The 13,120-nt window shown below is 42.6% G+C and carries 10 protein-coding genes; 8 read left to right on the top strand and 2 right to left on the bottom strand.

The annotated features are described in order from the left end of the window. Positions 1-39: 39 nt before the first annotated feature. On the bottom strand, positions 40-495 hold the full coding sequence (locus CL667_12225) for a magnesium transporter (GenBank protein MAL18467.1): 456 nt from the start codon (positions 493-495) through the stop codon (positions 40-42). Positions 496-716: 221 nt separating this feature from the next. On the opposite strand from CL667_12225, the gene CL667_12220 reads away from it, so the two are divergent. The 8 genes from CL667_12220 (at position 717) to CL667_12185 (ending at position 11,012) form a co-directional block, all read left to right on the top strand. Continuing rightward, positions 717-1,658, top strand: coding sequence for a ring-cleaving dioxygenase (locus tag CL667_12220; GenBank protein MAL18466.1), 942 nt, complete (start codon positions 717-719; stop codon positions 1,656-1,658). 62 nt (positions 1,659-1,720) lie between these two features. After that, a complete protein-coding gene (locus CL667_12215) occupies positions 1,721-2,389 on the top strand; it encodes a phospholipase (protein MAL18465.1) in 669 nt (222 codons plus the stop codon). A 71-nt stretch (positions 2,390-2,460) separates the two neighbouring features. Beyond that, complete coding sequence (locus CL667_12210; GenBank protein ID MAL18464.1) at positions 2,461-4,029, top strand: potassium transporter KefC; 1,569 nt, start codon at positions 2,461-2,463, stop codon at positions 4,027-4,029. Then, entirely contained in the window at positions 4,026-4,550 is a 525-nt protein-coding gene (locus CL667_12205) for a disulfide bond formation protein DsbA (GenBank protein ID MAL18463.1), read from the top strand. Before CL667_12210 ends, CL667_12205 begins: the two co-directional genes overlap by 4 nt. 15 nt (positions 4,551-4,565) lie before the next feature. After that, on the top strand, positions 4,566-4,823 hold the full coding sequence (locus tag CL667_12200) for a hypothetical protein (GenBank protein ID MAL18462.1): 258 nt from the start codon (positions 4,566-4,568) through the stop codon (positions 4,821-4,823). Continuing rightward, the gene (locus CL667_12195; protein MAL18461.1) at positions 4,823-6,208 is read left to right on the top strand and encodes a hypothetical protein; all 1,386 of its coding nucleotides are present in this window, start codon (positions 4,823-4,825) and stop codon (positions 6,206-6,208) included. The genes CL667_12200 and CL667_12195 overlap by 1 nt, the downstream gene beginning before the upstream one ends. A gap of 89 nt (positions 6,209-6,297) precedes the next feature. Further along, the gene (locus tag CL667_12190) at positions 6,298-7,965 is read left to right on the top strand and encodes a fused response regulator/thioredoxin-disulfide reductase (GenBank protein MAL18460.1); all 1,668 of its coding nucleotides are present in this window, start codon (positions 6,298-6,300) and stop codon (positions 7,963-7,965) included. A gap of 161 nt (positions 7,966-8,126) precedes the next feature. Further along, positions 8,127-11,012 (top strand): hypothetical protein, encoded by a 2,886-nt coding sequence (locus tag CL667_12185; GenBank protein MAL18459.1) that lies wholly within the window; start codon positions 8,127-8,129, stop codon positions 11,010-11,012. Positions 11,013-11,268: 256 nt separating this feature from the next. Here the strand turns inward: CL667_12185 and CL667_12180 are convergent, their stop codons facing one another. Then, the gene (locus CL667_12180) at positions 11,269-13,116 is read right to left on the bottom strand and encodes a TIGR03545 family protein (protein MAL18458.1); all 1,848 of its coding nucleotides are present in this window, start codon (positions 13,114-13,116) and stop codon (positions 11,269-11,271) included. Positions 13,117-13,120 lie beyond the last annotated feature (4 nt).

Below are 13,120 nucleotides of genomic sequence, written 5' to 3'. Positions count from 1 at the left end.
CATGCTGATAGTAACGTTTATTTCGAGATTATTGTATCTCTATTCTGAATACGGGCTCTCATAATCTGAAATTTCTGCAATATAACTGGTCAGCATTCCAAACAAAAAGTTTACAACAACTAAGAGAAACGTTACTCCTACTCCAAGCCAATACTGTTTTAAGGCAATACTTACTCCTACCCCGGCCGCCATCAAAATGGTTGCTGCTGTTGTAAGATACCGAACAACCGTTTCCGATGAGCTTTTAAGGATTGTACCTGCCCCAATAAAACTAACACCCACAATTACGGCATGCACCATACGGATGGGGTCCACGCCCATTCCTTGCGTCTCAATTATTTGACTAAAGTCTTCAATCACTACTCGTCCCAATGAAACCAGCAAAGCTGCTGAACCGGAAATAATCATGTTCGTTTTTAAGCCGGCTGGCTTTCGTTTCCACTCCCTTTCGAATCCTAAAATTCCACCTAAGATCAATGCAATACCTACATCCATCAATACGCATGATTGCGCTAATAAATCCATAGTTCTAATAGCTTAAGGTTCCTGATTTTCTTTTCTCATTTATATAAAAGGATCAATCCCGACTTTGTTCCTCAGAATAGAGAATCACCTATCACAGCTATAGAGAATAACAAATTAGTTTAATATTAAACTAATGAATGATTAATTGTATATTTGAGTTGTGATAAGCGAATTACAAAACACCTGATATAATGAAACATCAAAAAGGAATACACCACATAACGGTACTTGCCGGAGAAGCTCAAAAAAATGCGGAATTTTATACCCATGTACTTGGTATGAGGCTGGTCAAGAAGTCAGTAAACCAAGATGATCCGGGTACCTACCATCTATTTTATGGTAACCAATCTGCTAATCCGGGATCAAGCTTAACGTTTTTCCCATGGCCAAATGCGGTAAAGGGAAAACCAGGAACCGGAGAGGTGGTAAACGTAGGTTTACAAGTTCCTGAAGGCACTCAGGATTATTGGAAAACCCGTCTCAACGATAATGATGTTGATTTCGAAGAAGTGGATGTTTTCGGAAGAACTGCTCTTCGATTCCAAGATCCCGACGGATTAGAATTAGACATCGTATTTGAAGGCGATGCTAAAGAAAAAGTCGAGAACGTTGATTACGTAGTTCCTTTTGAAAAAACCATTCAGGGATTTTGGGGTGCACGCATGAAGCTGACCGAAAAAGATCATACTGAAAAGCTTATCAACGAGCTATTTGAGTTTGAGGAAGTAGCTCAGGAAGGCAACCAATACTTATATCAAACGGATGCTACTATCGGTCACTCGGTTATTATTGAAGTAGCAGATGCCCCTGAACATGGACAAAATGGACGAGGTATTGTCCATCACATTGCATTCCGTGCGGAGAATAAAGAAGAGCTTGATCAGCTTCGCCAGAATGTAGGAGGACGCGGACTTAACCCAACTCAAATCATTGATCGGCATTGGTTCAATTCTGTGTACTACAGAATCCCTGCCGGCGTACTTTTCGAGATGGCTTCTGACGATCCCGGTTATACTGTAGATGAGGAATTCGAAGCACTGGGTGAGCACCTGATTTTACCTCCATGGCTAGAAAGTAAAAGAGATCGCATTGAACAAATTCTACCTGATATCAAAGTCAGTTACGCAAAGTAGTAGTTTGATGCTTTTTTGAAAGCTATAATACTTTATGATTTTTAATCTTTATATACCAAATAATGAGTTTTTTCACAGCAACAACAGATACTAATTTTGAAGGACCACACCAGCAAACTAATGTTGCAGAGGCAGGAACACCTGCTTCAGAGGCCAATGCAGCGATGATTATGATTCATGGACGTGGAGCGACTGCACCTAGTATTCTCGAGATGGTTTCAACGTTCGAAACAGATAAGAAAATCGCATACCGTGCCCCTCAGGCTAATGGAAATACGTGGTACCCTTATTCTTTTCTTGCCCCAACCGATCAAAATCAGCCGGGATTATCATCAGGACTTCAAAAGATCCATGATATCATAGAAGAACTGGAGTCTGAAGGTATTTCTAAAGAGAACATATACCTGCTCGGGTTTTCACAAGGGGCATGCCTGGCATCCGAGTTTGTAGCCCGTCACCCCGCCAAATATGCCGGACTTATCGCACTAAGTGGTGGAGTAATTGGTGATGCAGTAAACCCTGAAGAATATAGCGGAGACCTCAATGGTACTCCTGTGTTTTTGGGCTGCAGCGATGTTGATGCTCATATACCCAAAGAACGGGTAAATGAAACAGAAGAATTACTGAAGAAGTTAGGCGCCAGCGTTACAAAAAAATTATATCCGGGCATGGGACACCTTGTCAACAATGATGAGATTGAGCATATTAATGCTCTACTTAATTCAAAATGAAAGATGAAAAATTAAAAATAGGGCTTGCACCAATTTTTTAATTTTTCATTTTGAATCTTTAATTCACATATATGGAAATTCTTTGGCTGGCAGCTGCCTATGTTCTCGGGATGGCTGTATCCCGACTTAAACTCCCACCGCTGGTCGGCTTCTTGGGCGCCGGTATCGTTTTGTCCTTTTTTGGGTTTGAAACTACCGATACACTTCATGAGATTGGACACCTCGGTGTTCTATTTCTGCTATTTACCGTAGGCCTTCATCTTCGGATTAAGAGTATTATTCGTCCTGAGGTTCTGGGCGCCGGAGGTATCCACCTGGCGCTTACGGCCGCTGTTTTCGGATTGATAGCTTCCTTCTTTGGCTATGGGCTAACAGAATCCATCATTATAGGTATACTGCTGGGCTTCTCGAGTACCGTTTTAGCAGCTAAAGCACTGGAAGACCGTGGCGAGCTAGGCGCCTATCATGCCCGTGTTTCCATCGGGATTTTGATTTTACAGGATATTGTAGCCATTGCTCTATTGGCATTAACCGGTGGCGGAGTTCCTTCCGTTTGGAGCTTTGCATTGCTGGCACTTCCTCTTTTCCGACCTCTTATACTAAAAGCTCTGGTTGCCAGCGGACATGATGAACTACAGCTTCTATTCGCTCTGATTTTAGCTATTGGCGGAGGTGCTTTATTTGAAGTTGTTGGGCTTTCATCAGAGCTGGGAGCTTTGGTTGCCGGAGCATTAATTTCTGGACATAAATTAGCCGATGAACTCACACACAAACTCTGGGGACTTAAAGAAGCCTTTCTTGTTGGTTTTTTCCTTGAAGTTGGACTCGCTGGATTACCCGAATACAACGAACTCATTTTCTGTTTGGTGATTTTGGCCTTACTCCCACTTAAATCTGTCTTGTACTTCTTCTTACTGGTAGGTTTCAAACTCCGTTCACGAAACTCATTTCTGGTGACAACCACCTTAACTTCCTACAGTGAATTTACGCTGATAGCCGGAATAGTAGCTGTTTCAGGAGGGTTTATCCCCGAAACCGTAGTAACCAGCTTTGCGTTGCTGGTTGCCGTTTCCTATGCTATTAATGCGCCACTTTCATCTAATGTGAATGCCATTTGGAGTCGCTTTGAATATTCTTTGCTAAAGTACGAGCGGGACGTGAAACATCCCGGTCAACAGGTTATTTCTTTGGGAAGTGCCAACTATCTGGTAGTGGGGATGGGACAAGCGGGCTCATCTGCCTACAAATATCTTAAATATTATGAGCACAAGGTTATTGGAATGGATGTTGATCCCGCTAAAATTGAAGAGAACATTCAGGAAAAAAGACGGGTAGTTTATGGTGATGCCCGCGATCCTGAACTTTGGGAAAACATTGACCTCTCAAATATTAAGGCCATTATGCTGGCAATCCCCAACCCCGGCACAAAAGTAGAAGCCACACAGTTGCTTCGTAAATATGGTTATAAAGGAGATGTAGTTGCACTCACCATGAGAAGCGATGAGCATAAAGCCTTGCGTGAGGCTGGAGCAACCGCTGTTTGTCTGCCAATGTCTCAAGCCGGCAAAAAGCTTGCTGAGTTAAGCCTGGAAGAAGGTAAATCCGAAAGCACTTCTTTGAACTTAACCTTCGACCGATGAGCGATTTATATATCGACCTTACTGAGGATGACTATATCCTGGGTAATCCCGAAGCGAAATTCACTTTACTTGAATATGGTGATTATGAATGCCCCTATTCGCGAATGGGTTATCGGTTCGCCCAAATGCTCCTCAAAAACTATCCAGATACGTTAAAATTTTCGTTTCGAAACTTCCCCCTACGGAAAAAGCATCCCAATGCACAAATAGCTGCAGAAGCCGCTTTATGCGCCGGGAGTCAGAATCGGTTTTGGGAAATGCACGATCTGCTTTTTGAAAATAACCGCGCCCTCAGCGAAGCCAAAATTATCGAATTCGCTGAAGATATCGGACTGGACATGTACAGATTCAAAGTGGACTTAACTACTAATGAATTTGCAAAGCAGGTCACAACTGACTTTCGGGGAGGCGTAAAAAGCGGCGTTGACGATACCCCCACCTTTTTCGTAAATGGTGAACGATATTCCGGTGAGTTAGACTATAAAGAATTAAAGGCGTTTATTGAGACCTTCCAGAAATAACTAATTGATCCTCATATGCCCTGCACTCACAAAGACTCGATTACCGTAACAAGCACCTCAATTGATGTCTGTCAGGATTGCGTTGAACAAGGAGATTCATGGGTTCACATAAGAATGTGCATGAGTTGTGGTTATGTGGGTTGCTGTGATTCATCCAAGAACAAACATGCACGGGCTCATTTTGAAGAGTCAAACCATCCTATTATTCGCTCTATTGAACCCGGCGAAGATTGGCGCTGGTGCTATATTGATGAACTATATTTCCGTCCCTAATGGATGATTATATTTTAAAAGGCATTCAGACATTTCCCCAATTTTCAGGTGTTCCTGAAGGTGAACTCCGAGCCTACATCAACTTATCAGAGGTGTGCACCTACCAGCCTGATGAAGTTATTATCAAACCCGGCGATGAAATCAATAGAATGTACCTGGTGCTGGATGGGAATATAAAGTTACAAATAAAACGGGGCGAGCAATTTACCGTTATTGACAATTTTGAGGGCGGAGACCTTACCGGGAAATTACCCTTCTCCAGACTTCAGTCTTCCATAGCTTATGTAACGGTAATGGAAGAAACCACTATTCTGGTAACCCATGAAGACAAGTTCCCCGAATTGGCATCACACTATAAACTCATTGAGTCTTTTGTACACGCCCTGTCTGATCGAATTCGATATTTCACAACTGAGCAACAGCAGAATGAAAAATTGGTTGCTTTAGGTAAGCTCTCCGCGGGTTTAGCCCATGAGCTAAATAATCCGGCTTCAGCTATGGTCAGAAGCGCTACTGCCTTGAAAAAAAATCTACACGCCAAGCCTGAAAAATTTAAAAAAATGATGGAGCTGGAGCTTAGCAGTGAGCAAGTGGATGCCATCAATGAACTGATTTTTACAAAGCTCAAACAAGATATTCCAACCCTTTCGCTTATGGAGAAAACATCTCTGGAAGATGAAATAGCTGACTGGCTGGAAGATCATCAGATTGAAGAACCCTACGAACTATCAGAAACCTTTGCCGAGTTTGGTTTTACAGAAGAAGAACTTCAGACCATAAAAGATTTGGGCTCGGAAGAAATGCTTGGCGCTATTCTGAAGTGGGTTGAGGATGTTTTTGTAACCGAAAAGATGATCGACGAAGTTGAAGATGCTTCCCGCCGAATTTCTGACCTGGTTTCCTCCATCAAGACGTATTCTCATATGGATCAGGCTAACGAGAAACAGCCGGTTGAGCTCATTAAGTTGTTCAAGAGCACTCTCAACATTTTAAATCATAAGATTAAAGAAAAGCAGGTTAGCGTTGTGGTTGACGTGCCTGAAGATTTGCCTGAATTTTGTGGGTATGTAAGTGAACTGAATCAGGTGTGGATGAATTTACTGGACAATGCAATTGATGCCTTAAATGATGAGGGCAAGATTGAAATCTCAGCTAAAACTACTAAAGGCGATCTCAGAATCTATTTCAAAGATAACGGAGAAGGAATTCCTGAGGACATTCAGTCAAAGATCTTTGATCCCTTTTTTACAACCAAAGGAGTCGGGCAAGGCACGGGACTTGGGCTCGATTTTGTCCGTAAAATTGTATCCAAACACGAAGGCACTATTTCTGTTCAATCCCAACCCGGAGAAACTATTTTCGAACTTTGTTTTCCACTAAATTGAATTCAAAATTAAAGATGAAAAATTTAAAATTGCATTGAGCATTTTTCCGAATCTTCACCTTTAATTTTAAATTTTGAATTCCCGAAGGGATGAGTAAACCCATAATTTTTGCGATTGATGATGATCCACAGGTGATACGCACCATTACCCGGGATTTGCGTAGTCAGTATCGGAATGATTATCGGATTTTAAGTACTGATTCAGCCAAAGAAGCCCTTGAAACACTCCCGGAGCTTAAGAAAAAGGGGGAGACGGTAGCTTTATTTTTAAGTGATCAGCGGATGCCACAAATGCTGGGCGTTGAGTTTTTAGAGAAGGCGAAAGAAATTTTCCCGGAAGCCAAGCGGGTTCTGCTGACTGCCTATTCCGACATGGAAGCTGCCATAAGTGCGATCAATGATGTTCAGCTGGATTACTACTTATTGAAGCCCTGGGATCCTCCCGAAGAAAAACTATACCCGGTCCTTGACGATCAGCTGGATGAATGGCTTGCCAATTTCAAACCCGAGTTTCGGGGGATTCGACTTGTGGGCTATCAATACTCTCCGAAGTCACATGCTATCAAAGATTACTTATCCGGTAACCTGATTCCCTATCGCTGGTTAGATATAGAAGGCAATGAAAAAGCGAAAGAGCTACTAAACGACCACAAAGTAAATACGGAGCATTTGCCGGCCATCTTTTTTGAAGATGGAAGTCATTTTACAGACCCATCCCCAAAAGAAATTGCAAAGAAGCTGGGTCGAAGTCCCACTGCCTCTGAGAATATTTATGACGTTGCAATTATTGGTGCGGGGCCGGCTGGCTTAGCTGCAGCTGTTTATGGAGGTTCAGAAGGGTTAAACACACTGCTGATTGAAAAAAGAGCTCCCGGTGGACAAGCTGGAACTAGCTCAAGAATTGAGAATTATCTCGGCTTTCCTAAGGGACTCAGTGGTTCTGATTTAGCCCGGCGTGCAATCACCCAAGCCAAGCGTTTTGGAGTGGAATTTTTATCCCCACAAGAAGTGGTAGATATATCACTCACCGACCAGTATAAAACCATAAAAATGGTAGATGGTTTTGAGGTAAACGCAAAAGCAGTAGTAATTACCACCGGAGTGAATTACCGAAAATTAGAGAGTAAAGGTATCTCTGATTTCACCGGTGCCGGAATTTATTATGGCGCTGCCATGACTGAAGCTCATGCTTTCAAAGATAAAAAAGTATATATCGTTGGTGGTGGGAACTCAGCAGGTCAAGCCGCTATGTATTTATCCACTTTCGCAAAAGAAGTCAAAATCTTGATTCGCGGTGAATCGCTTGTTTCCAGTATGTCTTCCTATCTAATCCATCAGCTTGATGACACAGATAACATCACAGTGATGCCACATACTGAAATCGAAGAAGCTTGCGGGGAAGGGAATCTTCAAAAACTGATCTTGCACAACAATGAGGAAGACAATCGGTTCGATGTTGAAGCTGATGGCCTATTCATTTTCATAGGTGCCCGCCCCTACACTGATTGGATTAAAGCAAATGTCATCAAGAGTGATCGTGGTTTTATTGAAACCGGCAAAGAGCTTCACCGATACGATAACTTCTCAAAAACCTGGAAGCTGGAACGCCAACCTTATCTTTTAGAAACCTGTTCTCCGGGTATCTTTGCCGCAGGTGATGTACGCGCTGGAGCAATGAACCGAGTGGCTTCTGCCGTGGGTGAAGGCTCTATGGCTATCAAATATGTCCATGAGTATTTAGCAGATTCCAATACCTGACATTACTTAATAAATCCTTTACCTCTCTCCACTATAAATCTGTTATATTGTTAATGATGTGTAATTCCCGGTAATAAGGACAGGGAAGCTTCCACCGGCACAACCGTAAATCGTGCTGTCACCACTTCTTGTATAAAAATAATCATCAAATTTGGAAGGCAATGGCATACCCCAAAACCATCAACCATAAAGCAGCAATTCTTACTTTTGTACTGTCGCTGTTTTTTGCATCCTCTGCATTTTCACAAAGCTGTCCGGCACAAGGGACACAAATTTTTCCTGACTTAGCAGGACAAGAATTACTGGATGCTTTGGTTCAGGAATATGGAACTACCGACAACATCAGTTATGATAACGCCAGAGATATTCTCTATTCTGAAATTGATAATAAAAATGATTCCCTAACCACAATTTATACCGGCTATAGAATCTATCTCGACCCAAATAACGATCCAAGTACCGATGCTTTTGGTAAAGACGTAAACGCCGAACACAGCTGGCCGCAAAGTAAAGGAGCTTCAACAGAGCCTGCTCGTTCCGACATGCATCATTTATTTCCGGCGTATTCCCGAGCCAACAGCGCCAGGGGAAATCATCCGTACTATGAAATTCCGGATCAGGAAACAGAGACTTGGTGGCGACTCGATCAGGATGTTCCCAATCCCGATGGCAATGTAATTGATGAATACAGCGAGTACAGAGACTCACACCCAAACTCTGATTATTCCGCAAGCTGGGAACCCCGAGAAGTTTCCAAAGGTGATGTCGCCCGAGCCGCTTTCTATTTCTATACCATGTATAAAACTCAGGCTGATGCTGCCGACCCTATTTTCTTCGAAATCCAGAAAGACTTCCTTCGCAACTGGAACACTGTAGATGCTGTTTCCACAACCGAGTACAATAGAACCTGCGCCATTGCTGAAATTTCCGGTAATGACGTCAATCCTTTTGTGATTGACCCCTCCCTCGTTGAACGTGCTTATTTTGAAGGCGAAATCAGCCAGACCAATGTTGAGTTTTCAGCTACCGTACTTTCTTTTGATGAAAGTCAGTCTTCGGTTGAAATTGAAGTTTCTATAACCAACCCTAATGCAGATACAGCAACCACCGTTGATGTGGTTTACTCAGGCGGAACCGCCACTTCCGGCGATGACTTCCAGGCATTCACTACCCAAACACTCACTTTTCCGGCTGGTTCTCTGGATCGTCAATCTGTGACGATAAACCTAACGGACGATAATCTTGAAGAAGGGAACGAGACCATTATTCTGGGCTTAGAAAATGCTTCCGGACCTGAACAAGCAGTAATCGGGTCAGCTAACTCGACTGAAATTACCATTCGCGATAATGATGGACAAACCCCTTCTGCTGCATGGGTCAATGAAATGCATTATGACAACGACGGCGGTGACCAAGGTGAGTTCGTTGAAATAGCTGTGAATGCCGAGTTCGCAGACCTAACCGATGTTACCCTGAGCCTCTATAATGGAAATGGCGGCTCTGTTTACGCCACTTACTCTGGAAGTGATTTCACTGCTGGTGATACTGAAAATGGTATTTCATTCTTTTATGTAGATCTTCCTGTTAATGGATTACAAAACGGAAGTCCGGATGGAATGAGCCTCGATATTGGTGGCGAACTGATTCAATTCCTTTCTTATGAAGGAACTTTTACCGCTACTGACGGTCCAGCTCAGGATATTGAAAGTACTGATATTGGAATTGAGGAAAGCGGGACGGCTCCGGTCGGAAATTCCCTTTCCCTGGCAGGAACCGGTTCTGGTTATGCTGATTTTAGCTGGGAAAACACCGAAAGCAATACAAAAGGATCAATCAACACCAACCAGACCATTGAAGGTAGTGGCTCCGGAACCGAAACGACCCTCGTAGATTTCGCTGCTGCAGAACAACTTATTTTGGAAGATGAGGGAAGTGTAGAAGTAGCACTAAGCATCACAAATCCGAATACTGAAACAGCTACGATGGTCTCTGTTTCTCAAGTTGGAGGAACGGCTACCGAAGATGATTTTGAAAGTTTTGCTACTCAAAACCTAACTTTCCCAGCAGGCTCATCGGATAATCAGTCCTTTTCTATCTCTATCGCAGATGATGATATGTATGAGAAAAATGAAACCATTTTACTGGCTATCGAAAGTGTCAGTGGACCTGCTAATGCTGAGATTGGAATAACTGACACTCTTTCTATAACCATACAGAATGATGATAATCCTAATACCACTTATATGTGGGTAAATGAAATTCACTACCAGAATGCGGGACCAGACAGCAGTGAGTTTGTTGAAATTGCCTTTCTCTCTGCTATTCCGGTAAAACGTAATATGGATATTGAAGATGATATCACCCTAACACTATACAATGGTAATAGTGGTGAATCTTATGCTTCTTTTACAGGAGAGGACATCCAGGCCTCGGAAAATAATGCGGACCCACACTTAATTTTCACTGTTGATGTTACTGGAATTCAAAATGGCGATCCGGATGGCTTAAGTATTTCATTAAGTGGAGAATTACAGCAGTTCATATCATACGGCGGGAGTTTCGCAGCAGTTAATGGTCCGGCTAAAGATTACCAAAGTATAGATATTGGCATTACTGAATCTGAGGCTGCAACTTCCTCTTTCTCTTTAGCTCTGACAGGTACCGGTTCTACTTATCAAGACTTTACATGGACTGTAAGCGAATCTTCTTCCAAAGGTTTTGAAAACGATGGACAGGAATTCCGTATTCCCTCTTCCAACGAAGACGAAAACCCAACCATCGCCGAAGATTTCAAACTTCACCAAAACTACCCGAATCCGTTTAACCCAACTACCAACATTAGTTATGAGTTGAAGAATGCGGTGGATGTCACCCTTTCCGTTTATAACGTGTTGGGGCAAAAAGTAGTGACGTTGGTCAGCGGAATGAAAACCGCCGGATCCCACTCTGCTACTTTTGATGCTTCTGGCTTATCGAGCGGCGTATATTTCTATCAGCTAAGAGCTGGAGAAGTTACCTTTACCCAAAAGATGTTGCTGTCGAAGTAGATCCTAAGTTACCGTAAGGGCGTATCGCAATACGCCCTTACTTTTTAAGACTATTTCTGAACAGTTAGGTTGATTTGTATTTAATAAGTTGTCACCCTGAACTTGATTCAGGGTCTGAGGTGCGAAAAACAAGATGCCGATACATCTCTCAATAAAGCATCGGCCTATTCAGATGCTGAATCTAGTTCAGCATGACAACACAACTATTTTAGAAAAAGGAATTCGCTTTCTATAGTCTTGTGAAATAAAGGACAGATTAAAAATCGATGCCGATTTTGTCTTTAATTTTATCCTTCACGGAATCTTCCAACTCTTTTTTACGCTCTTCGAGTTCTTTCTTTTTCTCTTCTACTACTTTGAGCTGCTCTTCTACTTTGGCCTGAATTTCTTCGTACCGTTGGCGTAACTCTGCTTCTTTCTCCGCTTTAAATTCTTCGAGCTGTTCTTTTTTACCTTCTACCTGTTTCTGAACTTCAGCTTCGATTTTACGCTTGGCGTTTTCCACTTCCTGGCTTACAGTCTGCTTTAACGCATTCATAAATAAATCATCCACATTAGACCGAACTCTGACCCGTAACGGCCCATCTACATTATCAATCAAGGCAGCAACGTCAATTTGATCAGTACTACCAATCGCATTTCGAATCAGGGATTCTATTCTATTCTTGGGCTGACCCGCTGCCTCAAAATCAAAGCTGATATTCTTAGCCAAATAGTCGATCCGGCTATCTATTCGTTTATCGATGATATTCATATCCACATTCAGCTCTCCCTGCCCTGTTTTGAGCTCATAAGGGAGTAAGTCCGAAGGAGATATTCTGGCTTTCGAAAGAGTAAAACCTGAATAATTTACGTTGAAGCTTTCACGAGGCTCTTCTTCTAAATAGTTCAATTCACCGTTCACCGTCAAGGCTACCTCGTTTTCATCCGTCCCATTGATATCAAACTTTACCGGCTCGCCTGTTTTCTTTTGGCTGCTGCTGATATTGGTTACCATTCCGGAAATATCAATATCCGACTTCGTTCTTCCAGAAAGCTCTATGTTTTTAAACCAAAATCCGGGATAATCATATTTGTCACTGAATTCATAATCGAGACCTTCGTATCGAGGAATTTCCTGTGTTGAATCCTCATCACCCACTAATCGGCTCCCATACTCGCGGGCAATAGCTACATACTCTAAATAGGCCGCATAATCGCCCAGTAAATTCTGGCCGAATAAAGCCGTTCCGATGTTTTGAACATCCAAATCCGGAAGTTTTGCCACATTTAAAGCTCGCTGGTAGTCATCCCGAATCCAGTTATCTACCTGACCCAAGTCATCCCGAGTGGTTCCGTAATCTTGCTCAAAGTCACTCTTCAGGTTTTCAGCGCGGGTCTTGAGAGAGTCAACCTGCTTACGCAGTTTCTGGACATTTTCAATAGCCTCAACCACCTGCTTAGGGTTCTTTATCTCCTTTGGTTTGATGGCCTCAACAGTTGTCCGAACTTCAGCAATCTCCTCATTTACCTTTGTATTTTTGAAGGTGCTATCCCACTTACTGTAATTCTGCTGAATGCCGTTTCGAAGAGAATCAATTTTATCAACGGATTGAATATTTACCTTCGCCATCAGGCTGTCCACGTTTAAGTCGTTGCGAACATCGGTAAACTTAACTTCGGCATTTTTTGAAGCCTCGCTGCTAACCTGACTTACCACCCCATATACAAATCCCGGTTCGCTGTCTTCTTCAATTTCTTCCGGCATCTCGAAAGCACCGTCCGTTTCCCTTTCGGTATCTATCTGAAATCCGGTTAAGCGGACATTATCTACGATTACTTTATTCTTCAAAATTAACGGCCAAAACTCCATACTGAATTCAGTATCGCCCGTTTCGAACGTATTTTGCATAGTATTGTTTGAATTAGCCACCTGAAGCCGCCCCCATTTCACCTGCAGATCCCAGAGACTAAATTCAAAGTCATCCAATTCTACTTTTGCCTCATTCAGCAAACTTGCCTGATATTCAACTTGCCCCTCAACCCACTCATCAGTAATGAAAAAAGTAGCTGCGAAGCCAATCCCTACTAATATTAAAACTGTAATTATTCCGCCTATTCTCATGACC

This window comes from Balneola sp., from assembly GCA_002694685.1.
GTDB lineage: Bacteria > Bacteroidota > Rhodothermia > Balneolales > Balneolaceae > Gracilimonas.
The sequence above is the reverse complement of the archived record's forward strand: the minus strand, read 5'-3'. Positions and strand labels throughout refer to the sequence as shown.

Coding starts and splice junctions, on each gene's coding strand:
- CL667_12225 (MAL18467.1), bottom strand. CDS start 495: ATGGATGTAGGTATTGCATTGATCTTAGGTGGAATTTTAGGATTCGAA.
- CL667_12220 (MAL18466.1), top strand. CDS start 717: ATGAAACATCAAAAAGGAATACACCACATAACGGTACTTGCCGGAGAA.
- CL667_12215 (MAL18465.1), top strand. CDS start 1,721: ATGAGTTTTTTCACAGCAACAACAGATACTAATTTTGAAGGACCACAC.
- CL667_12210 (MAL18464.1), top strand. CDS start 2,461: ATGGAAATTCTTTGGCTGGCAGCTGCCTATGTTCTCGGGATGGCTGTA.
- CL667_12205 (MAL18463.1), top strand. CDS start 4,026: ATGAGCGATTTATATATCGACCTTACTGAGGATGACTATATCCTGGGT.
- CL667_12200 (MAL18462.1), top strand. CDS start 4,566: ATGCCCTGCACTCACAAAGACTCGATTACCGTAACAAGCACCTCAATT.
- CL667_12195 (MAL18461.1), top strand. CDS start 4,823: ATGGATGATTATATTTTAAAAGGCATTCAGACATTTCCCCAATTTTCA.
- CL667_12190 (MAL18460.1), top strand. CDS start 6,298: ATGAGTAAACCCATAATTTTTGCGATTGATGATGATCCACAGGTGATA.
- CL667_12185 (MAL18459.1), top strand. CDS start 8,127: ATGGCATACCCCAAAACCATCAACCATAAAGCAGCAATTCTTACTTTT.
- CL667_12180 (MAL18458.1), bottom strand. CDS start 13,116: ATGAGAATAGGCGGAATAATTACAGTTTTAATATTAGTAGGGATTGGC.